The organism is Enterobacter sp. CP102 (genome assembly GCF_025152625.1).
In the GTDB taxonomy this organism is placed as follows: Bacteria; Pseudomonadota; Gammaproteobacteria; order Enterobacterales; family Enterobacteriaceae; genus Enterobacter; species Enterobacter soli.
Genome location: NZ_CP104014.1, coordinates 916,391 through 940,128, shown reverse-complemented (window position 1 = coordinate 940,128; position 23,738 = coordinate 916,391). Strand labels below are relative to the sequence as shown.

The window sequence follows — 23,738 nt, the reverse complement described above, 5'->3', positions numbered from 1 at the left end:
GGCGTGCCAAAATGCGAGCTATTGCGCAAAGTTCCTAACGCCAGCGCGGCCAGGATGGGTTATAAGGTAAAACTATTTTGTAAACTCGCTCGTTCACGCTTGCGAAAAACTACAGCGGTGCTAATGTGAGCGCTCCTGTCCAGAATAATCTGATTTCGGGTTTCTTTTGCCGTCCTGGCAATTTGGTCTTAGTTTTATCAAGGAACTAGTAGTATGCGTAAAATCGCATTGTTCATTGCGATGCTTCTGATTCCGTGCGTGTCATTTGCCGGGCTGCTCAGCAGCAACAGCTCCACCACGCCGATCAGCAAAGAATATAAACAGCAGTTAATGGGATCACCGGTTTATATTCAAATCTTCAAGGAAGAACGCACACTCGACCTGTTTGTGAAAATGGGTGAGACATACCAGCTGCTCGACAGTTACAAGATTTGTAACTACTCCGGTGGTCTGGGGCCAAAACAGCGTCAGGGCGATTTTAAAAGCCCGGAAGGGTTTTACAACGTTCAGCGTAGCCAGTTAAAACCTGACAGCCGCTTCTATAAAGCCATTAATATCGGCTTCCCGAATGCCTATGACCGTGCTCACGGTTATGAAGGTAAATACCTGATGATCCACGGTGCGTGCGTGTCTATCGGCTGTTATGCGATGACCGATACCGGCATTGATGAGATTTTCCAGTTTGTCACGGGCGCGTTAGTCTTTGGTCAGTCAAGCGTTCAGGTCAGCATCTATCCATTCCGCATGACCGATGCCAACATGGTGCGCCACAAGTACTCTTACTATGCAGATTTCTGGAAACAGCTGAAACCTGGATACGACTACTTCGAGCAGACGCATAAGCCGCCTGTCGTTTCGGTTGTGGATGGCCGCTATGTGGTCAGTAAACCTCTGAGCCACGAAGTCGTCCAGCCACAACTGGCGTCAAACTACTCGGTTCCCGAGGCAAAATAGCACCCACTCGCCTGGCATAATCTTTTGCCAGGTTTCGTTGCCCGTCAGCGGCTGCGTTGCAATTACGGTGACCACATCGTTTGGTGTGGTTTCCGTCTGAAAGTCTATTTCCACATCCTGATCGAGCAGCTTGGCCACGCCGAATGGCGCACGGCGGGTGATCCAGTACAAATTCGTCGAGCAAAACGCCATCACATAGCGCCCGTCAGACAACAGCATGTTGAAGACGCCCTTCTCACGCAGCTCTTCTGCCAGTGATGCAATGTACTTAAACACGGCGCTCATATTGCCTGGGGTACGCGGATAACGCTCGGTCAGCTTGTGCAGCAGCCAGCAGAAGGCTTTTTCACTGTCGGTTTCCCCGACCGGGCGGAAGTTACCAGTTTCCAGCGATTTATAACCAGAAAGCTGCCCGTTGTGCGCGTAAGTCCAGTTGCGGCCCCACAGTTCACGGGTAAAGGGATGGGTATTTTCCAGCGCCACTTCACCGCGATTCGCCTGGCGAATATGCGCGATAACAGAGCAAGACTTTATCGGATAGTCCTGCACCAGTTTGGCAATCGGTGAATTAAAGCTGGGCTGTGGATCCTTGAACGTGCGACAGCCTTTGCCTTCGTAGAAGGTAATGCCCCAGCCGTCTTTATGCGGCCCGGTTCCCCCACCGCGCTGAACCAGCCCGGTGAAACTAAAGCAGATATCGGTTGGCACATTGGCGCTCATCCCGAGCAGTTCGCACATAGATCACCTCCACTCCACAACTGCGGGGGGCACCGGTGCCCCCCAGCGAAGCCTTACTTAACCATCTCTTTTTCGATCAGCTGGATCAGGATGTGGATCACTTTGATGTGAATTTCCTGAATACGGTCAGCATACCCGAAGTGCGGAACACGGATTTCAACGTCCGCGCTACCGTCCATCTTACCGCCATCTTTGCCGGTCAGGGTGATGACTTTCATCCCTTTTTCACGCGCGGCAGCGATCGCTTTGATCACGTTTCCGGAGTTGCCGGAGGTGGAGATCCCCAGCAGAACGTCACCTTCACGACCGACCGCTTCAACGTAGCGGGAGAAGATGTAATCGTAACCAAAGTCGTTGCCTACACAGGAGATGTGGCTCACGTCGGAAATCGCAATCGCCGGGTAGCCCGGACGGTTTTCGCGATAGCGGCCCGTCAGCTCTTCTGCAAAGTGCATCGCATCACAGTGGGAACCGCCGTTACCACAGGAGAGCACTTTGCCACCGGCTTTGAAACTGTCGGCCAGCAGGACCGCCGCGCGCTGAATAGCGTGAATATTGGCATCATCTTTCAGAAAGTTGGCCAGCGTTTCCGCCGCTTCGTTCAGTTCGTTACGAATAAGATCCTGGTACATGAGGATAATCCTTCAGTATTGATGAAATAACACAGTGGAGTGTACCGGATAGCGATAAAAGCGAGAAGCTAAAGCCATGCGAATCGTCCGGCGTTTTGATTTTTCGTGCCTGCTAAAACATGAACAATGTGAACCAGGTTGTAATTATTTTGTGAACACATTGCTAAAAGAAATAACATCCACTACAACCATATCATCACAAGTGGTCAGACCTCCTACAAGCAAGGGAGCTTTTCTTTATGATGATTTTGAGCATTCTCGCAACTGTTGTTCTGCTCGGTGTGCTGTTCTATCACCGTGTCAGTTTATTTCTGAGCAGCCTGATTTTACTGGCCTGGACGGCTGCGCTTGGCGTCGCAGGTCTCTGGAATATCTGGCTTTTGGTTCCTCTGGCAATCATCCTGTTGCCGTTTAACTTTACCCCGATGCGTAAGTCGATGATCTCCGCACCGGTGTTCAAGGGCTTTCGTAAAGTAATGCCGCCGATGTCGCGTACTGAGAAAGAGGCGATTGATGCGGGCACCACCTGGTGGGAAGGCGACCTGTTCAAGGGCAACCCGGACTGGAAAAAGCTGCACAACTATCCGCAGCCGCGACTGACCGCTGAAGAACAGGCCTTTATCGATGGCCCGGTGGAAGAAGCGTGCCGCATGGCGAACGATTTTGCGATCACTCACGAAATGGCCGACCTGCCGCCAGAGCTGTGGGCGTATCTGAAAGAACATCGCTTCTTCGCGATGATCATTAAGAAAGAGTACGGCGGCCTGGAATTCTCTGCCTACGCCCAGGCTCGCGTCCTGCAAAAACTGGCCGGTGTCTCCGGGATCCTGGCGATCACCGTCGGCGTACCGAACTCTTTAGGCCCGGGCGAATTGCTGCAACATTACGGAACAGAAGAGCAGAAAGATCACTACCTGCCGCGTCTGGCACGGGGTCTGGAAATTCCATGTTTCGCGCTGACCAGCCCGGAAGCGGGTTCCGATGCGGGCGCTATCCCGGATACCGGTGTGGTCTGCATGGGTGAATGGCAGGGTGAGCAGGTGCTCGGGATGCGCCTGACCTGGAACAAGCGCTACATCACGCTGGCACCTATCGCCACCGTGCTGGGCCTGGCCTTTAAACTTTCCGACCCGGAAAAACTGCTGGGTGGTGAAGAAGATCTGGGCATTACCTGTGCGCTGATCCCAACCTCTACCCCGGGCGTTGAAATTGGTCGTCGTCACTTCCCGCTGAACGTGCCGTTCCAGAACGGCCCGACCCGCGGTCAGGATATCTTTGTACCGATTGATTACATCATCGGCGGCCCAAAAATGGCCGGTCAGGGCTGGCGTATGCTGGTGGAATGTCTGTCGGTGGGTCGCGGTATTACCCTGCCGTCGAACTCAACCGGTGGTCTGAAGTCTGTGGCGATGGGGATTGGTGCTTACGCGCATATCCGCCGTCAGTTCAAAATCTCTATCGGCAAGATGGAAGGTATCGAAGAGCCGCTGGCGCGTATCGCGGGTAACGCCTACGTGATGGATGCCGCAGCATCGTTAATTACCTACGGCATTATGCTGGGCGAAAAACCGGCGGTGCTGTCAGCGATTGTGAAGTATCACTGTACCCACCGTGCCCAGCAGTCAATCATCGATGCAATGGATATCGCGGGCGGTAAAGGCATTATGCTCGGCGAAGGTAACTTCCTCGCCCGCGGTTATCAGGGTGCGCCTATCGCGATCACCGTTGAAGGGGCGAATATCCTGACCCGCAGCATGATGATCTTCGGCCAGGGGGCGATTCGCTGCCATCCGTACGTGCTGGAAGAGATGGCCGCCGCGCAGAATAACGATGTGGATGCCTTCGATAAGCTGCTGTTCAAACATATCGGTCATGTGGGCAGCAACAAAATGCGCAGCTTCTGGCTGGGTCTGACCAACGGTCGCACCAGCTCGACGCCAACCGGTGATGCGACTAAGCGCTATTACCAGCAGCTGAACCGTCTGAGTGCCAACCTGGCCCTGCTGTCTGACGTTTCTATGGCGGTACTGGGCGGTAGCCTGAAGCGTCGTGAACGTATCTCTGCCCGTCTGGGTGATGTGCTGAGTCAGGTGTTCCTGGCCTCCGCTGTGCTAAAACGTTATGACGACGAAGGCCGTCAGGAAGCGGATCTGCCGCTGGTACACTGGGGTGTACAGGATGCTATGCATCAGGCTGAGCAGGCTATCGACGATTTGCTGGCGAACTTCCCGAACCGCTTTGTGGCTGGTGCCCTGCGCGTGGTGATCTTCCCGACCGGGCGTCATCACCTGGCACCATCTGACAAGCTGGATCATAAAGTGGCGAAGATCCTGCAAGTACCGAGCGCAACCCGCTCCCGTATCGGCCGTGGTCAGTATCTGGCGCCAACCGAGCATAACCCGGTAGGTCTGCTGGAAGAGGCGCTGCTGGATGTGATGGCCGCCGACCCGATTCACCAGAAAATCTGTAAACAGCTGGGCAAAAACCTGCCGTTTACCCGTCTGGATGAGCTGGCAAAACAGGCGCTTGCGGGCGGTATCATCGATAAAGATGAAGCCGCAATCCTGGTGAAAGCGGAAGAAAGCCGTCTGCGCAGTATCAACGTGGATGATTTCGAGCCGGAAGAGCTGGCAACACAGCCGGTAAAGCTGCCGGAGAAGCACCGTAAACCTGAAGCGGCATAACCCGTTTCGCACTGACAAACCCCGCCGCGTGCGGGGTTTTTTATTGCCACATTTTCTCGTAGTGTCGTGCTACAGTGTCAAAAAGCGGTCGTTTGAGGAGTCTGAATTGTGCCTGGTCTGAAGATTTCGATTTTGCAGCAACCTTTAGTGTGGATGGATGGCCCTGCCAACCTGCGTCACTTTGATCGTCAACTGGAAGGTATTACCGGGCGCGATGTGATTGTCCTGCCGGAGATGTTCACCACCGGCTTCGCGATGGAAGCGGCAAAACAGTCAATGCCACAAGAAGACGTGGTGGCCTGGATGCACGCCAAAGCACAACAAACCAACGCCCTGATTGCGGGCAGTGCCGCGCTGCAAACCGAACGCGGGCCGGTGAACCGCTTCCTGCTGGTCGAACCGGAAGGCAAGGTGCATTTTTACGACAAACGCCACCTGTTCCGCATGGCAGATGAACATCATCACTACGAAGCGGGTAACGAGCGCGTGGTGTTTGAGTGGCGCGGCTGGCGTATTCTGCCGCTGGTTTGCTACGACCTGCGTTTCCCGGTCTGGTCGCGTAACCGCAATGATTATGATCTGGCGCTGTATGTCGCCAACTGGCCCGCGCCGCGCTCCCTGCACTGGCAGTCTTTACTGGTGGCTCGCGCAATTGAAAACCAGGCATATGTGGTGGGCTGTAACCGTGTAGGGACTGACGGCAACGGGCATCACTACCGGGGCGACAGCCGGGTCATTAATCCACAGGGCGAGATTATTGCCACCGCCGAGCCGCATCAGGCAACGCGTATTGATGCCGAGCTGTCATTGACGGCGCTGAAGGAGTATCGGGAGAAGTTTCCTGCGTGGCAGGATGCGGATCCATTTAGCATTGGCTGAAAAAAGCCGGGTGGCGGCTACGCCTTACCCGACCAACAAAAAGCACAGCGTAGGCCCGGTAAGCGCAGCGCCACCGGGCGTTAATTAACTTACCAGCGCCTGCCCGTCTTTGCGGCTTTCCGTCGCGGCCACGTAGTGCCCTTCCGGCATACGGTAAATCACCTGCGCACCGCCGAAGTTGTAATCCTGAAGTGGATCTTCCACAACAATCTGATGCCCGCGCTCGCGCAGCGCCGCAATGGTATTGCGGTCAAACGTCGACTCAACGATAACCTCTCTGCCCTGCACCACGCGCCAGCGCGGCGCGTCGATCGCCGCCTGCGGGTTTTGCCCGTGCAGCATAATGCGCAGCGCCATTTGCATGTGCCCTTGCGCCTGCATTGGCCCGCCCATCACGCCGAATGACATCAGCGGCTTGCCGTTCCCGTCCATCGCAAAGCCCGGAATGATGGTGTGGAACGGGCGTTTGTTGCCTGCCAGCGCGTTCGGGTGATTTGGGTCGAGCACAAAACCGCAGCCACGGTTTTGCAGGCTGATCCCGGTATCGGGAACCACCACGCCAGAGCCAAAGCCCATAAAGTTGGACTGAATAAAAGAGATCATCATGCCGCTGGAATCCGCTGCGGTGAGATAAACCGTCCCGCTTTGGGTTGGCGAACCGTAGGTGAAGTCAGAGGCTTTATCCTGGTCAATCAGCGCGGCACGCGCTTTCAGGTAGGCATCGCTCAGCAACTCTTTCGCGGCGAACTCCATATGCGCTTCATCCGCCACGTAGCGGTCGAGATCGGCGAGCGCCAGTTTCATGGCTTCAATCGACAGATGCAGCGCCTGCACGGAATCCGGGTGATGTTTTTCGATACCGCACTGCTCCAGAATGCCAAGGGCAATCAGCGTGGCGATCCCCTGCCCGTTTGGCGGCAGCTCCTGCACCGAACCACCCGCAAAATCGCGCGACAGCAGCTCAACCCAGTCTACGCGATGGTTTGCCAGATCCTCCGCCGTAAGGTGTGCGCCATGCTCTTTAGCAAAGGCGACAATTTTCTGCGCCAGCTCGCCGCGATAAAACGCTTCGCCGTTGGTTTTGGCAATCAGCTCCAGCGAGTCTGCCTGCGCCGGGTTACGGAAGATTTCGCCGATACGCGGAGCTCGTCCCTCAGGGGCGAAACAGGCACTAAAGCCCGGCTGATCTTTCAGCTTGTTGTAGCCACGCTGCCACAGATGACCAATCAGCGGCGACACCGGGAAGCCGTTACGCGCATACTCAATCGCGGGCTGAGCCAGCGTAGTGAGCGGCAATGTGCCAAAACGTTCCGCCAGTGCAACCCAGCCCGACACCGCGCCCGGAACGGTCACGGCCTCCCAGCCAATTTCCGGCACCGCCGTTTTCCCGGCAAACATATCTGCGTGCCAGCTGGCAGGTGAACGACCAGATGCATTAAGACCGTGAAGCTTTTCCCCGTCCCAGACGATGGCGAAGGCATCACTGCCAATACCATTCCCGGTGGGCTCAACCACCGTCAGCGCCATCGCGGTGGCAATCGCGGCGTCAACGGCGTTACCGCCAAGTTGCAGCATCCGCATCCCCGCCTGCGCTGCCAGCGGTTGCGAAGTCGCCACTGCATTGTGGCCCATCATCGGTGGGCGTCGTGAATCGTAACCGGAAGTAAAATCAAGCGCTTTGGTCATCATGACTCCTTAGTCGTGGCGCGGATCGAGCGCATCGCGCAGCCCGTCACCGAGTAAATTAAAGCCCTGTACCGCAAGGAAAATCGCGATACCGGGGAAAACGGACATCCACGGAGCCTGCTCAAGGAACCCCTTCGCGGTGTTGAGCATCGAGCCCCAGGACGGGTTCGGCGGCTGCTGGCCGAGCCCTAAAAATGAGAGACTGGCTTCAGCGATAATCGCCGAAGCTATCGCCAGCGTGGCCTGCACCAGAATCGGTGACATCACGTTAGGCAGGACGTATTTCACAATGATCCAGCGATCCGGCAGGCCAATCGCCCTCGCACCGTCGATGTACTCTTCATTGCGAATGGCGATCACCTGGCCACGCGTCAGACGGGCGAAGATCGGCATCGCGGAAAGACCGATGGCGATCATGGCGTTGGTCAGGCTTGGCCCTAAAAATGCACCCAGCGCGATCGCCATGATCAGGAATGGACAGGCCAGCAGCGCTTCGATAACGCGCGAGATCACACCATCCCACATTTTCTGGAAGTAACCCGCCACCAGCCCCAGCGGCACGCCGATGACAACGGCGATCACCACCGACATGCAACCTGCCATCAGCGAGGTTCTCGCCCCCCAGACAATGCGCGACAGAATATCGCGTCCCAGTTCGTCAGTACCAAACCAGTACATGGCCGAAGGCGCTTTACGCACCGCCAGAAAGTTAGCTTTGACCGGGTCAAACGGGGCAATCCAGGGCGCGAGCAGCGCCAGCAAAACGAAGAAGCCCACAATCACCGCACCAATCACCGCACTTTTGTTGGCGAGGAATTTTTTCAGCACCCGGTTCTGCGCGCGCGGTAACGCAGGCGCAACGGTTTGAGTCGTCAGTTCCGCCATTATTTAACCTCGCATTTTCGGGTTGATAAGGACATACAGCACGTCGGCCAGCAGGTTCAGTAGCAGGAAACCAATCGCCACGATCAGCACCACGCCCTGCACCACGGCATAGTCACGGTTAAAGACCGAATCGACGATCATCTTGCCGAAGCCCGGAATGGTGAAGACCTGTTCGGTCAGCACCGCGCCACCCAGCAGCTCGCCAAACAGCAGCGTGGTGAGGGTGATAACCGGGACCAGCGCATTGCGAAATGCGTGCTTTAAAATCACCGCTTTTGGCAGCAGCCCTTTTGCCCGGGCAGTACGGATGTAATCCGCTTTCAGCACGGCAATCATCGACGCACGGGTATGACGCATCAGCGTGGCCGCCAGCCCCGTCCCCAGAACCGATGCCGGTAACAGCAGCGTGCGCAGGTTCTGGAGCGGATCTTCACTGAACGGCACAAACCCCGAGGCAGGCAGCCATTGCAGATTGACCGAAAACACCAGAATCAGCAGGATCCCCAGCCAGAAGTGCGGGATCGAGATCCCCGAGATCGCCACAAAGTTCGCGCCATGATCCACCCAGCTGTTTTTATTGACCGCCGCCAGGATCCCCATCCCGATGCCAAATACCAGCGCAATGATCATCGCCAGCAGCGACAGCTCCAGCGTCACCGGCAGTTTGCTGGCAATCAGCTGCGTGACCGGTTCGTGAGTACGTAAAGAGACACCAAGATCGCCCTGTAGCGCGCGCGTCAGCCAGTGGAAGTACTGCACAGGAATCGGCGCATCGAGGTTTAATTCAGCACGCAGCTGCGCAATCACCGCCGGATCGCGCTCCTCCCCGGCCATCGCGATCAGCGGGTCGCCAGGCAGCAGCTTTTGCAGCCCGAACACCATCATGCTCACCAGGAGCAGAGTCGGGATGGCCAGCAGCAGACGTTTGCAAATCAGTTCAAGCATGGTTTCTCCTCAGGGCTTATTTATTTCGCCAGCGTCAGACCGGCAAGACGCACAATGCCGTCCGGGTAAGGTTTAAAGCCCTGCACGCTTTTGTTCAGGCCAAAAATACGCGGCTCAAAGTAGAGGTAAGCGATAGGCATGTCGGTTTGCAGTTGCTTCACCACTTTGTCGTACAGCGGCTGGCGGGCGGCCTGATCGGTGTTCAGACGCGCCTGAGTTAACCATTCATCCACCTGCGCATTGCTGTAACGGCCGTCGTTTAAGGTGCCTTTGCTGTTAATGAAGCCAAAGATGCTGCCATCAGGATCGGGGCGACCAGACCAGCCGGAGAAGCTCAGCTGATAATCACCGCTTTGCTGGCGATCGAGCAACGTGGCGAACTCGGTCATTTGCAGATTGAGGTTAAAGCCAGCCTCCGCCACCATCGCCTGAAGCACCTGCCCTACCTGCTGAGAGGTTGGGTTGTTTGGCACCAGCAGGTTTACGGTCAGGGGGGTTGTTACGCCCGCCGCTTTCAGCAGCGCTTTCGCTTTATCGACGTCGCGCGGTGGCACCGGCAGGTTGACGTGGTACGGGCTAACCGGTGAAAACGCCTGGTTGGCTGGCGTGTACAGCCCTTCGAACACCACCTGATTGATGGCATCACGGTCGATAGCCTGTGAGAACGCCTCGCGAACGCGGGCATCCTTGAACGGATCGTTGGCCGGGACTTTGCCGTTATTAATGTTGAAGGTAATACCCTGATAACCCAGACCGGTGACCTTCGCCAGCGCCAGCTTGCTGTCGGCTTCCACGGTTTTAACATCGCTTGCCGCAATGCCTTCGGTCAGGTCAAGATCGCCCGCACGCAGGTTGGCCAGGCGTACAGAGGCGTCCGGGATCGGCAGATAGATAATCTTGTCGAAGTGGTAAGCGTCTTTATTCCAGTAGTTATCAAAACGCGTCAGCACGATGCGGTCCTGCGACACGCGACTCTCGAATTTGTACGGGCCGGAACAGACCGGGTGAGCAGCGAAATCCGGTTTTTTCGCCGCTTCTGGCGCCATCATCGCGCCGGCACGGTCGGTGAGCTGCATTAACAGCGCGGCATCAGGGTTTTTCAGATGCAAGGCGATTTGCATTGGGCCGGTAACGTCAATCGACTCAACAGAAGAGATCTCGCTTTTACGCAGGGAGCCTTTTAAGGTCAGGGCGCGGTCGAGGTTATATTTCGCCGCGGCGGCATCGAATTTTTCACCATCGTGGAAGGTCACCCCTTCGCGAAGATTCATGGTCAAAGTTTTGCCGTCGTCACTCCAGGCCCAGTCCTTGGCCAGGCCTGGTACCACTTTCAGGTGCTCGTCAACGTCCACCAGCCTGTCGCACAATGAGGCAAAAACAAAGCGGCCATAGTAGGTGCGCGCCAGATGCGGGTCGAGCATGTCCGGGTCTGCCCCCAGACCAATTCGCAGCACACTTTCTGAATGGGCGGGCAGCGCCGCGCCAAGCAACATTACACTTCCCAGTACGGTCAAAAGAGAATTACGCATTGTCATTATCATGAGTTCCTTGAAGGAAGGGAGGAGTGAGATGCCGCGTGTTCAAACAGCGCGCGGCGGCGCAGAAATGCTGCGGATGGCGGTGCTATCTGAATAACACTGCGATCGCGATTAATATCCTGCCAGCGATGACAGGCAACCTGACGCCCGCCTTCAAGCACCTGATTAATCGGCTCAACCTGTCGGCATTCATCGGTGACATACGGACAACGGGTATGGAAACGACATCCGGAAGGCGGGTTAGACGGATTCGGCAAATCCCCCTGCAACAGCGGCGTATCACGCTGGGCACCCGGCTGCATTTGCGGGGCAGAGGCAATCAGCGCCTGGGTGTAGGGGTGCAGCGGCGCGTCGAAGATTTCATCGACGGTGGCAAGCTCCACAATTTGCCCGAGATACATCACCGCCACCCGGTCGCTCATATGACGGATCACCGCCAGACCATGAGCGACAATCACCATCGTCAGCCCCAGTTGATGCTTAAGGCTTTCCAGCAGATTCACCACCTGCGCCTGCACGGAGACATCCAGTGCGGAGACGGGCTCATCCCCCAGCAGCAGCTTTGGCCCTGATGCCAGCGCTCGCGCAATGCCGATGCGCTGACGCTGGCCGCCGGAAAATTCATGCGGATAACGCCCGGCCCAGGCTGCCGGTAGCCCAACGGTTTTCAGCAACTCGGCAACGCGGTACTGGCGGTCTGCTTTTTTCATGTTCTGGTGCAGCCACAACGGCTCACCCACGATCTGCTCCACCGTCATACGCGGATTCAGCGAGGCAAAAGGATCCTGGAAGATAATTTGCAGTTCGCGCCGGAGTTGATTAAGGCGCGCGCCCGTCGCGTGGGTGATCTCCTCGCCCTGATAAAACACGCGCCCTTCGCTTGCCGCCAGCAGACGCAGCAGCAAACGGCCCAGCGTGGATTTCCCTGAGCCGGATTCGCCCACGATAGCCAGCGTTTCCCCCGGCATAACGGAAAGGGAAACGCGATCAACGGCAGTGACAAATCGCGCAGGGGTAAACAGTTTTTTAGGGCCAGGGAACAGCTTGCTGAGGTCACGGGCTTCAAGAATTGGCGTCGTCATGCTGTCTCTCCCAGCGCAATATGTTGTTCCAGCGGTACGCGGAAACAGGCCACCTGATGCCCTGCACCCAGCGTGTTAAGTTGTGGTTTTTCATCGTGACAACGGGTCTGCGCAAACGGACAACGGGTGGCGAAACGGCAGCCTTTCGGCATGGATTCGGGTAGCGGCACAGAGCCAGGAATGGTGGAAAGCTGGCCTTTACGCGCCCCAAGCGATGGAATAGATCCCATCAGACCGATGGTGTACGGGTGTTGCGGGTCAGCAAAAATCGCCTCTACGCTGCCCTGCTCTACCACCTGTCCGGCGTACATCACCGCCACCTGCTGCGCCACTTCTGCCACCACGCCCAAATCGTGAGTGATCATCAGCACCGCCGTACCCGTTTCTTCTTTTAATGTGTTGAGCAATGCGAGGATTTGAGCCTGAATGGTGACATCCAGCGCGGTGGTCGGTTCGTCGGCAATCAGCAAACGCGGGTGGTTAATCAGGGCCATCGCAATCATCACGCGCTGGCGCATCCCACCAGAAAGCTGGTGCGGATAAGCCTTAAGGCGCATCTCTGCCGCCGGGATCTGAACCTTTTCCAGAATGTTCAGCGCCGCGTCCATCGCTTGCGCACGCGTCATATTCTGGTGGCGCATGACCGCTTCGCTCAGCTGGTCGCCAAGGGTAAAAGCGGGGTTCAGCGAGGTCATGGGCTCCTGAAAAATCATCGCCAGCTCGCTGCCACGGAGATCGGCATATTCGCGCGGGGAGAGCTTTCGCAGGTTATGGCGGCGAAACTGCATCTCGCCGCTGACGATTTGCGCGCTGGCGGGTAATAACCCCATCAGTGCTAACGAGGTGATGCTTTTTCCACACCCGGATTCCCCCACCAGCGCCAGCGTTTCACCCGCTTTTACGGTCAGCGAAATGCCATCAAGTACGCTGACGGGTGACCCCGCAAATTTAACGTTGAGGTTTTGCAGCCGCAGAACAGGAGATGCTTCCTTAAACGGGATCGTTGTCATAGCGTGAAATCGTCCTCAAGGTGAATAGCCTGAATCAGGGCTGTTTGCAGGCTGAGCAGGTGTTCGCGCATCGCGGCAGCGGCTTCATTAGGCTGGCGATGGATAATCGCTGACATGATTTTGTGATGATGGTCGTTGTAGTTATCAACGCGTTCAGGGGTGCGAGCTAATTCGCGCAGATGTTGCCAGCCGGGTTCACGCCTGACCGCATCAATCGCGTCGAATAATCCCAGCATCAGGCGGTTACCTGCGGCTTCCGCTATCGCGCGATGGAATGCGCTATCCCACAGTTCATTGAGATCGCGGTCATCCGGGCTGACCTTATTAATGCGTTCCAGCATACGCTGCATCAGCGCGAGGTTTTCCCTGGTGGCACGCAGCGCCGCAAGGCGGGCCAGGCCGGGCTCAAGTTGCAGACGAGCTTCCATCACTTCCAGCAAATTGGTCTGTTGTACCAGCCCCTGAAGCGCCAGAGGCTCTACAGGGGCTGCCGGCCCAATAAACGTGCCTTTGCCCTGTTTACGCCAGATCCGCCCCTCTTCTTCCAGCACGTCCAGCGCACGACGCACTTCACGTCGCCCTACGCCGAGTGTTTCCGAAAGCTCACGTTCAGTGGGCAATGGAATGCCTGGTGTTGACTCATGCTGGTTGATAAGCCCGCGCAGTTGCTCAAGTGCGGTGCTGGAATTTGCCAGAAACCGTGACGGTTTTTCCATATTGGTTCGCTCGCTGTCATCATTTCTTTATTTTTATTAACGATAAGCTATTGATATAGAATGAAGCTTACCGCGCTAATGATTAAGCAATAACCAAACCAATATGTAATTGGTTCGCTAACTTTATGTGATTTTAAGATAACACCATGATTTTTATTGATTTATTTTTACAAAACGACATATTCTGACTGGTATAAGAAGAGACGGAGGAGGGTAAAACGCACAATCTTAGTGCAAAAAACGCACTAAATTCGTGCAACTGTTAATTAATTGCACCATTTAGATTAATTTTTTGTTAACAATGAAGATAAAGAAGAGATAGAACGCTGAAATAACAAAATTAGCCTGGTAAATGATTACACCCAGGCATAGCATTCATCAATGCGGTGCGCGACCGGGAACACCCAAACAACGCGCGATCCAACGCTGCTGACATTCCTGATACGCCCTGGTGGCCCAGCGTCGCTACTACGTACATTTGCGGGATACAACCTAACCTGCTGCTGACAACGAATATTTTTTTATTTTGCGATACAGCGTAGCGATACCAATTCCTAACTCGTCCGCCGCCTGCTTTTTATTACTGTAGCGAGAGAGCGCATCACGGATCATCTGCCGCTCCATCTCCTCCAGCGCTGTTACGCTTTCTTCCTGAGAAACAGCGACTGTTGCAGACACAGGCGAAGATGCCAGACTCACCTGTTCGCTGCTGCTTACCAGGTTAGGTGGAAGCAGTGACATATCGATAATTTCTCCCGACGGCACAACGTTGACCAGGTATTCCATCAGATTGCTAAGTTCGCGGATATTGCCTGGCCAGCGGTAGCGTTTGAGGAAATCGATCACATCCTGCGCGACGCCGGGGTAAACCAGATTGAGCCGCCCGGTATGCAGATGCAAGAAATAGTGAATCAGCAACTCGATATCATCCTGACGCTCGCGGAGCGGAGGCAGACGCAGTGGAATGACGTTCAGACGATAATAGAGATCTTCACGAAATTTTCCTTCGGCGATGTACTGTTCAAGGTTTTGATTGGTAGCGGAAATAATGCGGATATCTACCTGTACCGGATGACTGGCGCCAACCGGCTGAATTTCACGTGACTCGATGGCCCGCAGCAGCTTGGCCTGAAGAGTGAGCGGCATATCACCAATTTCGTCCAGAAAAAGCGTCCCGCTGTTTGCCGCCTGAATCAGCCCGGTCTTACCGTTAGCCGATGCGCCAGTAAACGCTCCCTTTACATAGCCAAACAGTTCACTCTCTAACAGCGGCTCAGGAATAGCGGCGCAGTTTATAGCAATAAAAGGCTTTGACTGGCGGTCACTCAGCTTGTGGATAGCGCGGGCGACAACCTCTTTCCCGGTACCGCTCTCACCTGCAATCATGACACTGGAAGGGCTTGGCGCAACGCGGCTAATCAGCTTTTTAAGCTGTCTCATTGGTCGACACTCTCCGACCATGGCCTCAATCTGAGGCCCCTCCTGCCCGTAACTGAAATCGGTTGAAGAGTGAGACTGATGAAACGCCATTAAAAACAGCCACTGGTCCTGCACTGCGTGCAGCTGGCCGATAATTAACTCCTTGCGATCGTCAAAAGAGATAACGTGCTGCATATGCCCATACTTGAAATTATCTTCGAAAGTTAAAGGCTGGAAATGGATCGATTTACCAATAACGTTACTCTGGGCCACGTTCATTATTTTCAGTGCGGCGTGGTTGGCAAATTTCACTTTTTGATCGTTGCCTACCACCAGAACACCCTGATCCATACTTTCCATCATGATCAAAAATACTTTATGGATATTATCGCCGACTGACCGTTCCTGGAGAAAACGGGAAACAAATATCGTCGAAACATGACGAACATAATCTAAAAACTCCTGAACATTCTCATTAATGCGCACCTGCTGTTCGCGCGTGAGTGCGATCAGACTTATAACACCAACGCAGCGTTCATGATACATCACCGGCATGCCGAGAAAAGCTTTCTCCTCGCATTTATCTTTATTACTACACCCTTTACAGAGCGGATCAAAACGGGAATGCGTTACGACCCTTTCGGCCTGTGTTTCAATAATGTAACGAAGAAGTCGAGAATTTGAATTCAATTTATTGCCAATCTGCTTACTATAAGCTCCGGTTCCTGCAACCCTGTATAATTCGTTATCGACAATTTCAATTTCCAGTTGCAGAACACTGGCGAGCATACTTGCAAACTTTTGAATTGATGGTTGAATCTGCATTAAAATGGAGGGTGCTTTGGACGGTATCATGTCTATCGGCCTTCTAAGTAGTGTTCATCTGAACAGCGTCGGGCGCAATGGCTTTATTTGATGTTATCCCTATGATATCACTCCCTTCCATCGGGAGTATTGATATTGATAGCACTCCCCACCCTGCCTTATCGAAAATATGCAATAGCTATCACATTTTTTTATCATTTTGATAAAGGCGCAGTGAGTTTTATCATATTGGCGCAATGTGAAGATGATAATTCAATTATTATCTTCGATAGCCATTGAACATATATCCAGAATTTATGTGTGCACCAGAAATCTCAATTTTCCGCCTCTACAAAAATGCCGTTTAAACCGTGACTTACCCGGCATAATCTTAACTATTCAATCTTATCCACGGCCTCACTCCGTGACTTTGGCACGCTTATTGTTAGTGGTTATTCAGCGCTGGCAGTCACTAATTCGGCAACTCTGCATATCCGACCGCACAGCAATCATAAAGCCGCCATTCACGACCAGGATTGAAACATGAAAACTGTTAACGAACTGATTAAGGATATTAACAAAATTAACTCTCATCTCAGTGAGAAAGACTTCCTGCTGACCTGGGAACAATCTCCGGATGAGCTAAAACAGGTGCTGGATGTTGCCGCCGCGCTGAAAACGTTACGCGCTGAAAATATCGCAACCAAAGTGTTTAACAGCGGACTGGGTATTTCCGTGTTCCGCGATAATTCAACTCGCACCCGTTTTTCCTATGCCTCCGCGCTTAATCTGTTAGGACTGGCCCAACAAGATCTGGATGAGGGGAAATCGCAGATTGCCCACGGCGAGACGGTTCGTGAAACCGCTAATATGATCTCCTTTTGCGCCGATGCCATCGGTATTCGCGATGATATGTTCCTCGGGGCTGGCAACGCTTACATGCGTGAAGTCGGCGCAGCGCTGGACGACGGCTACAAACAGGGCGTGCTGCCACAGCGTCCAGCGCTGATCAATTTGCAGTGCGACATCGATCACCCGACGCAATCTATGGCCGATCTCGCCTGGCTGCGTGAGCACTTCGGCTCGCTGGAAAATCTGAAAGGTAAAAAGATCGCTATGACCTGGGCCTACTCGCCAAGCTACGGTAAGCCACTCTCGGTACCACAAGGCATTATCGGCCTGATGACCCGCTTCGGTATGGATGTCACTCTCGCCCACCCGGAAGGTTACGATCTTATCCCTGACGTTATCGAAGTGGCAAAAAACAATGCTGAGGCCTCCGGCGGCAGTTTCCGCCAGGTAAACAGTATGGAAGAGGCCTTCAAAGACGCCGATATCGTCTATCCGAAATCCTGGGCGCCGTACAAAGTGATGGAAAAACGTACCGAACTGCTGCGGGCTAACGATCACGAAGGACTGAAAGCACTGGAGAAAGCGTGCCTTGAGCAGAACGCAGGGCATAAAGACTGGCACTGCACGGAAGAGATGATGAAACATACCCGCGACGGCGAAGCGCTGTATATGCACTGCCTGCCAGCGGATATCACCGGCGTCTCCTGTGATGCGGGTGAGGTCACTGAGGGAGTATTCGAGAAATACCGCATCCCGACCTACAAAGAGGCGAGCTGGAAGCCCTATATCATCGCCGCGATGATCGTCTGCCGCAAATATGCTCACCCGGGTCAGGTCCTGGAACAACTGCTCAAGGAAGCTCAGAAACGCGTCAAATAATCCCCCGGCTGGCCTGCAGGCCAGCCCAACGACCTTCGAACATCAAAGGATAAGGATCGAGTATGTCTGCTTTCTCACTGAAAATGGATATTGCCGAAAACCGTTTTTTTAACGGGGAGCGTTCACCGCTTTTTTCACGCCAGCAGGCGCAACAGGCTCGTCGTTTTCATCAAAAAATTACCGGCTATAAGCCTACGCCGCTGGTGGCGCTAAATGAGCTTTCCACGCTGTTTGGTGTGCAAAAAATTCTTGTGAAAGACGAATCCCAGCGCTTTGGCCTCAATGCATTCAAAATGCTCGGCGGCTCTTATGCTATCGCCCGGCTTTTGTGTGAAAAATACAGTCTGGATATCAACGATCTCTCCTTCGAAACGCTGAAATCAAGCATCAAAGAGAAGATGACGTTCGCGACCACCACCGACGGCAACCACGGCCGCGGCGTGGCATGGGCGGCCCGCCAGTTAGGGCAAAACGCCGTCATCTATATGCCCAAAGGCTCCGCGCAGGAGCGGGTTGAGGCTATTCTGCGCCTCGGCGCTGAGTGTATCGTCACCGATATGAACTACGACGACACGGTACGCTTTACCATGCAGACCGCCCAGAAAAACGGCTGGGAGGTCGTGCAGGACACCGCCTGGGAAGGCTACACAAAAATTCCGACCTGGATTATGCAGGGCTATGCCACTCTCGCCGATGAAGCGGTGGAGCAGATCGCCTCGATGGGCATCGCCCGCCCTACACACGTACTCCTGCAAGGTGGCGTTGGCGCAATGGCAGGCGGCGTGCTGGGCTATCTGGCCGATGTCTATGGCGCGAAAAATCTTCACTCCATCATCATCGAGCCGGAGCTGGCTGACTGCCTCTACCGTTCAGCGGTGAAAGGACAGATTGTCAACGTCAGCGGCGATATGGCCACCATTATGGCAGGCCTCGCCTGCGGTGAGCCAAACCCGCTGGGCTGGGAAGTGCTGCGCAACTGCGCCACCCAGTTTGTTTCCTGTCAGGACGCCGTCGCTGCTCTCGGCATGAGGGTGTTGGGTAATCCCGTTGGCTACGATGCGCGCATTATTTCCGGCGAGTCCGGGGCCGTAGGTTTGGGCCTGCTGGCGGCCGTTCATTTCAATCCTCAGCGCGAAGCGCTGATGCATAAGCTCAAGCTGGACAGCTGCTCCGTGGTGCTGGTGATTAGTACCGAAGGCGACACCGACGTTAAGCACTATCGCGAAGTCGTCTGGGAAGGCAAATATCCCGCGGCGCAGTAGCCGACTTTTCATACTCAGCCCGCCCGGCGGGAAGCCTGTATTCAGAACTGGAGAACCTATTTATGGCTAAGCAAATTCCGTTTAAAGCGATCCTGGAAAAATCAAAACAGTACGAAAAAGAGATGACCCGTTTCCTGCGCGATATGATCGCAATTCCCAGCGAGAGTAGCGATGAGAAACGTGTTGTTCATCGCATTAAAGAAGAGATGGAAAAAGTCGGCTTCGACAAAGTTGAAATCGATCCGATGGGCAATGTACTGGGCTATATCGGCCACGGCCCGCGGCTGGTGGCGATGGACGCGCACATTGACACCGTTGGCATTGGCAATATCAAAAACTGGAACTTTGACCCATACGAAGGCATGGAGACCAATGAACTGATTGGCGGACGCGGCGCGTCTGATCAGGAAGGCGGAATGGCCTCCATGGTTTACGCGGGTAAAATCATCAAAGATCTGGGTCTGGAAGATGAGTACACCCTGCTGGTAACCGGCACCGTTCAGGAAGAGGATTGTGATGGCTTGTGCTGGCAGTACATCATCGAACAGTCCGGTATTCGTCCTGAATTTGTCGTCAGCACCGAGCCCACCGACTGCCAGATCTATCGCGGCCAGCGCGGGCGTATGGAGATCCGCGTGGAAGTACAGGGCGTGAGCTGCCATGGATCAGCCCCGGAGCGCGGCGATAATGCAATCTTCAAAATGGCGCCGATCCTCACTGAACTGGAACAGCTTTCGCAAAAGCTCGGCTATGACGAGTTCCTCGGCAAAGGTACGCTGACCGTTTCTGAGATTTTCTTCACCTCGCCGAGCCGCTGCGCGGTGGCGGATAGCTGCGCCGTCTCCATTGACCGTCGTCTGACCTGGGGCGAAACCTGGGAAGGCGCGCTGGATGAGATCCGCGCCCTGCCAGCGGTGAAAAAAACCGGCGCGGTCGTCACTATGTATAACTATGAGCGTCCCTCCTGGACCGGGCTGGTTTACCCCACCGAATGCTATTTCCCTACCTGGAAAGTGGAAGAAAACCACTTTACCGTCCGCGCGCTAAGCAACGCCTATGAAGGTCTGTTTGGCAAAGCGCCAGTAGTGGATAAGTGGACCTTTTCCACTAACGGCGTCTCAATTATGGGTCGCCACGGCATTCCGGTAATCGGCTTTGGACCAGGTAAAGAGCCGGAAGCACATGCCCCGAATGAGAAAACCTGGAAATCGCATCTGGTAACCTGCGCCGCAATGTATGCCGCCATCCCGCTGAGCTGGCTGGCCACGGAGTAATTGTTTGTCCTGTCTGCCGCCGCGATCTGCGGCGGTATGTTGAGGTTTCTATGCGCGTACTGATTAAAAATGGCCTCGTCGTCAATGCCGACAGGCAGGAAAAGCAGGACCTGCTGATTGAAGATGGCCTCGTTAAGTGCCTTGCCGATTCTATTGAAGCGGAGCATCCCTGCGAAGTGATTGACGCCGACGGTTGCTACGTGATGCCCGGCGGCGTCGACGTTCATACTCATTTCAATATTGATGTGGAGCTCGCTCGCAGCTGTGATGATTTCTTTACCGGTACGCGGGCCGCAGCCTGCGGCGGAACCACTACAATTGTTGATCATATGGGCTTTGGGCCAGTCGGCTGCCACCTGCGCCACCAGTTCGAGGTCTATCGCGGCTACGCCGCCTATAAAGCCGTTATCGATTACAGTTTTCATGGTGTTATCCAGCACGTCAACCACAGCATCCTCGACGAAATTCCAGTGATGGTTGATAGCGGCATCAGCAGCTTTAAGCTCTATCTGACCTACCAGTACAAACTGAACGATGACGAGATATTACAGGTGCTGCGCCACTTGCAGCGCGCTGGTGCGCTGGCCACGGTCCATCCGGAAAACGATGCCGCTATCGCCCAGCGTCGGGCGGAATTTATCAATGCTGGTAAAACCGCGCCGCGCTACCACGCCCTGAGCCGCCCGCTGGAGTGCGAGGCGGAAGCTATCGCGAGGATGATTAACCTCGCCCGGCTGGCGGGAAATGCGCCGCTCTATATCGTGCATCTTTCCAACGCCCTGGGGCTGGAGTATTTACGCCTTGCCAGAAGGCACCGTCAGCCGGTATGGGTGGAGACCTGCCCACAGTATCTGCTGCTCGACGAGCGCTGTTATGAGCGCGAAGATGCGCTTAACTATCTGCTGAGTCCCCCTTTACGCAACGCCAGCAACAACGATGCGCTATGGAGCGGCATCAGTGATGGCGACATTGACACCGTTGCGACCGACCACTGCGCTTTCTCTTCGCAACAGCGCAGACAGATCTCCGGCGGCGACTTTAGCCGCTGTCCGAACGGTCTACCGGGTGTGGAAAACCGCCTCCTGCTGCTGTTCTCTCAGGGGGTAATGACCGGCCGCATCACCCCTGAGCGCTTTGTGGCGCTCACCAGCGCTAATCCAGCGAAGCTGTTTGGTTTGTGGCCGCAGAAGGGTCTGCTGGCGCCGGGTGCTGATGGCGACGTGGTTATCATCGATCCGCATCGCACCACCACCATCCGCCATGCCATGTTGCATGACAACGCTGATTATTCACCCTATGAAGGTTTCATCTGTCAGGGCGCTATTCGCCAGACGCTCTCCCACGGCAGAGTCATCTTTGATAACGGCACCTTCACCGGCAGTGCCGGACAGGGCCGTTTTTTACGCCGACAACCCTTTTCCACCGCTCACCTGGCCGTCAGCGGATCTGATACGTAATGAGAGGAAGCTATGAATAAAAAAATTGTTCTCGCTCTCGGCGGGAATGCGCTGGGCGACGATCTCGCCGGACAGATGCAAGCGGTTAAACACACCGCCCGGACGATTGTCGACCTTATCGCTCTTGGCCATCAAGTGGTAGTAACTCACGGTAACGGCCCGCAGGTGGGCATGATTAATCTGGCCTTCGAAGCCGCCGCGAAAACCGAGGCCCACACGCCGATGCTGCCGATGTCAGTCTGTGTGGCTTTGAGTCAGGGCTACATTGGCTACGATTTGCAGAACGCGATTCGTGAAGAGCTACTGTCGCGCCAGCTGGATATCCCGGTAGCCACACTAATCACCCAGGTGGAAGTGGACGCTAACGATGAAGCCTTTCGTAATCCGACCAAACCAATCGGCTCATTCTTCAGCAAAGAAGAGGCTGAGAAGCTGGCCCAAAACGGCTACACCGTGAAAGAGGACGCCGGTCGCGGCTACCGTCGCGTCGTCGCGTCGCCTAAACCGATCGATATTATTGAGAAACAAACGGTAAAAGCGCTGATGGATAACTGCCACGTGGTGATCACAGTCGGCGGCGGCGGTATTCCGGTGATTCGCGAGGGTAACCATCTGCGCGGCGCCAGTGCGGTTATCGACAAGGATTGGGCCAGTGCGAAGCTGGCGGAGATGATCGATGCCGATCTGCTGATCATTCTCACCGCCGTGGAAAAGGTAGCGATCAACTTTGGCAAACCTGACGAGCAGTGGCTGGATAACCTCTCCCTGCGCGATGCTGAACGCTTTATCGAAGAAGGCCACTTTGCAAAAGGTTCAATGCTACCAAAAGTGGAAGCCGCCACTGCCTTCGCCCGCTCCCGTCCAGGGCGCAAGGCGCTCATCACAAAACTGAGCAAAGCCAGAGAAGGTATTGAAGGAAAGACAGGCACCATCATTAGCCAGTAGGTCTTAAGCGATGCGTTGCCGGGCACGTCCCGGCAACCTTTCACAGGCCAAAAGCTTCAGATTCCAACCACCTCACCCAGGTAATCCTGTTGGCATGTACTCTTTACCTGATCCATGAGTCCACCTGGCGCGCCGTTTTTCACCTGTAGGATCTCCGCCAACACGCTGATAGCAATCTCATTGGGCGTCTCCGCGCCGATATCGTAACCAATCGGTGCCCGCAGACGATGAATATCAGACTCTGGCACGCCGTTCTCCCGCATCTGGCGTAAAAAGGTCTGCACCTTGCGACGGCTGGCCAGTAGCCCCAACCAGGTGACCGGCTGAGTTATTATCCTGTCCAGCGCTTCTCTGTCCTGGTTGTTGGTGGCGATGAGAACAAAATCCTGCGGCCGGACCGCCATCGCATCGATCACTCCCGTAAAGCTGGGGGCGTGCACCAGCCGCGCCGACGCGGGAAAAGCGTCGGAAGAGAGGCTCTCAGAGTAGATATCGCCTACGCAGATATCAAAATCCACCAGCGCCGCAGCGTGGGCCACCGCGCGGTTAACGTGCCCGGCGCCAATTAACAACAGGCGCGGACGCAGGCCATAAACACCTATGTAAACTGACATCGCACCGCCACAGTCAGATCCGACGGCATCGCTACCGGTACGCGCCATACGCCCATGAAACATTCGTGATACCTGCTCACGCAAAGCTTCAAGCGCCGCATCAATGACTTTGCGCTCAACCATTCCTCCACCTATGGTACCCACAATTGATCCGTCCTCGCGGATAAGCATCTGCGCGGAGTGGCGAGGGGTCGATCCCCGACTGTCGATAATCTGCGCCAGGGCAAAAGGACGGTTCTGTTCTTCAAGTCGTGCTGCTTCTGCGAAAATATTCATACCAACCTCAAAGGTAATTTCTTTTACGGTTCTCTTTTGATTATCTGCGATGTTTAACGGGTTCTCAGTTTGAGAGTTAACTTTCCGTTGAAATACCGTCGCAGCGGCCTGTTCAAACCATGCAATATTTATACTCAACCTCAATTTTTCATCGCAAGTTATGAATCAGTTCACTTTAATCGCCAGAACAGTGCTGTAATTGAGATA

18 protein-coding genes and 1 pseudogene are annotated in these 23,738 nt (G+C 54.8%); 8 read left to right on the top strand and 11 right to left on the bottom strand.

What is annotated here, in order from left to right; genetic code table 11:
• Positions 1 to 213 precede the first annotated feature (213 nt).
• The gene (dpaA, locus tag N1249_RS04370; protein ID WP_259834865.1) at positions 214 to 954 is read left to right on the top strand and encodes a peptidoglycan meso-diaminopimelic acid protein amidase; all 741 of its coding nucleotides are present in this window, start codon (positions 214 to 216) and stop codon (positions 952 to 954) included.
• Here the strand turns inward: dpaA and N1249_RS04365 are convergent.
• The gene (locus N1249_RS04365) at positions 925 to 1,692 is read right to left on the bottom strand and encodes a class II glutamine amidotransferase (protein ID WP_259834864.1); all 768 of its coding nucleotides are present in this window, start codon (positions 1,690 to 1,692) and stop codon (positions 925 to 927) included. The two genes, dpaA and N1249_RS04365, sit on opposite strands and share 30 nt — an antisense overlap.
• A 53-nt stretch (positions 1,693 to 1,745) precedes the next feature.
• The gene (gene lpcA / locus N1249_RS04360; RefSeq protein WP_047347358.1) at positions 1,746 to 2,324 is read right to left on the bottom strand and encodes a D-sedoheptulose 7-phosphate isomerase; all 579 of its coding nucleotides are present in this window, start codon (positions 2,322 to 2,324) and stop codon (positions 1,746 to 1,748) included.
• Positions 2,325 to 2,563: 239 nt separating this feature from the next.
• Here lpcA and fadE point away from each other — a divergent pair, with 239 nt between their 5' ends.
• Positions 2,564 to 5,008 (top strand): acyl-CoA dehydrogenase FadE, encoded by a 2,445-nt coding sequence (gene fadE, locus N1249_RS04355; RefSeq protein WP_259834863.1) that lies wholly within the window; start codon positions 2,564 to 2,566, stop codon positions 5,006 to 5,008.
• A 108-nt stretch (positions 5,009 to 5,116) separates the two neighbouring features.
• Positions 5,117 to 5,887: an amidohydrolase gene (locus N1249_RS04350; RefSeq protein WP_259834862.1), complete on the top strand. Its 771-nt coding sequence runs from the start codon at positions 5,117 to 5,119 to the stop codon at positions 5,885 to 5,887.
• Positions 5,888 to 5,971: 84 nt separating this feature from the next.
• On the opposite strand, the gene N1249_RS04345 is transcribed toward N1249_RS04350, so the two are convergent.
• From N1249_RS04345 to N1249_RS04310, 8 genes are all read right to left on the bottom strand, one after another.
• Positions 5,972 to 7,573 carry a gamma-glutamyltransferase family protein gene (locus tag N1249_RS04345; protein WP_259837988.1) on the bottom strand — a complete coding sequence of 534 codons (1,602 nt, stop codon included), beginning with the start codon at positions 7,571 to 7,573 and terminating at the stop codon, positions 5,972 to 5,974.
• 9 nt (positions 7,574 to 7,582) lie between these two features.
• The gene (locus tag N1249_RS04340) at positions 7,583 to 8,458 is read right to left on the bottom strand and encodes an ABC transporter permease (RefSeq protein ID WP_259834861.1); all 876 of its coding nucleotides are present in this window, start codon (positions 8,456 to 8,458) and stop codon (positions 7,583 to 7,585) included.
• Between the two features lie 3 nt (positions 8,459 to 8,461).
• Positions 8,462 to 9,403 (bottom strand): ABC transporter permease, encoded by a 942-nt coding sequence (locus N1249_RS04335; protein ID WP_166717172.1) that lies wholly within the window; start codon positions 9,401 to 9,403, stop codon positions 8,462 to 8,464.
• A gap of 20 nt (positions 9,404 to 9,423) precedes the next feature.
• Positions 9,424 to 10,938, bottom strand: a complete 1,515-nt coding sequence (locus N1249_RS04330) for an ABC transporter substrate-binding protein (protein ID WP_259834859.1) — start codon at positions 10,936 to 10,938, stop codon at positions 9,424 to 9,426.
• A 2-nt stretch (positions 10,939 to 10,940) separates the two neighbouring features.
• A complete protein-coding gene (locus N1249_RS04325; protein ID WP_217186385.1) occupies positions 10,941 to 12,023 on the bottom strand; it encodes an ABC transporter ATP-binding protein in 1,083 nt (360 codons plus the stop codon).
• On the bottom strand, positions 12,020 to 13,033 hold the full coding sequence (locus tag N1249_RS04320; protein WP_259834856.1) for an ABC transporter ATP-binding protein: 1,014 nt from the start codon (positions 13,031 to 13,033) through the stop codon (positions 12,020 to 12,022). Before N1249_RS04320 ends, N1249_RS04325 begins: the two co-directional genes overlap by 4 nt.
• Positions 13,030 to 13,749: a FadR/GntR family transcriptional regulator gene (locus N1249_RS04315; protein ID WP_166717170.1), complete on the bottom strand. Its 720-nt coding sequence runs from the start codon at positions 13,747 to 13,749 to the stop codon at positions 13,030 to 13,032. Before N1249_RS04315 ends, N1249_RS04320 begins: the two co-directional genes overlap by 4 nt.
• Before the next feature lie 492 nt (positions 13,750 to 14,241).
• Positions 14,242 to 16,023, bottom strand: coding sequence for a sigma 54-interacting transcriptional regulator (locus N1249_RS04310; RefSeq protein WP_259834853.1), 1,782 nt, complete (start codon positions 16,021 to 16,023; stop codon positions 14,242 to 14,244).
• A gap of 492 nt (positions 16,024 to 16,515) precedes the next feature.
• Here N1249_RS04310 and ygeW point away from each other — a divergent pair, with 492 nt between their 5' ends.
• The 5 genes from ygeW to arcC all read left to right on the top strand — a co-directional run bounded on the left by ygeW (position 16,516) and on the right by arcC (position 22,641).
• Complete coding sequence (gene ygeW / locus N1249_RS04305) at positions 16,516 to 17,703, top strand: knotted carbamoyltransferase YgeW (protein ID WP_259834852.1); 1,188 nt, start codon at positions 16,516 to 16,518, stop codon at positions 17,701 to 17,703.
• A 62-nt stretch (positions 17,704 to 17,765) separates the two neighbouring features.
• Complete coding sequence (gene dpaL, locus N1249_RS04300; protein WP_259834850.1) at positions 17,766 to 18,965, top strand: diaminopropionate ammonia-lyase; 1,200 nt, start codon at positions 17,766 to 17,768, stop codon at positions 18,963 to 18,965.
• Positions 18,966 to 19,027: 62 nt separating this feature from the next.
• On the top strand, positions 19,028 to 20,239 hold the full coding sequence (locus tag N1249_RS04295; RefSeq protein WP_259834848.1) for a YgeY family selenium metabolism-linked hydrolase: 1,212 nt from the start codon (positions 19,028 to 19,030) through the stop codon (positions 20,237 to 20,239).
• 50 nt (positions 20,240 to 20,289) lie between these two features.
• Positions 20,290 to 21,696, top strand: coding sequence for a dihydropyrimidinase (hydA, locus tag N1249_RS04290; RefSeq protein WP_259834845.1), 1,407 nt, complete (start codon positions 20,290 to 20,292; stop codon positions 21,694 to 21,696).
• A 12-nt stretch (positions 21,697 to 21,708) separates the two neighbouring features.
• Positions 21,709 to 22,641: a carbamate kinase gene (gene arcC / locus N1249_RS04285; protein WP_259834843.1), complete on the top strand. Its 933-nt coding sequence runs from the start codon at positions 21,709 to 21,711 to the stop codon at positions 22,639 to 22,641.
• A gap of 113 nt (positions 22,642 to 22,754) precedes the next feature.
• On the opposite strand, the pseudogene N1249_RS04280 reads toward arcC, so the two are convergent.
• Positions 22,755 to 23,531 (bottom strand): annotated as a pseudogene (locus N1249_RS04280) (XdhC family protein); the annotation flags it as partial.
• Positions 23,532 to 23,738: the final 207 nt, after the last annotated feature.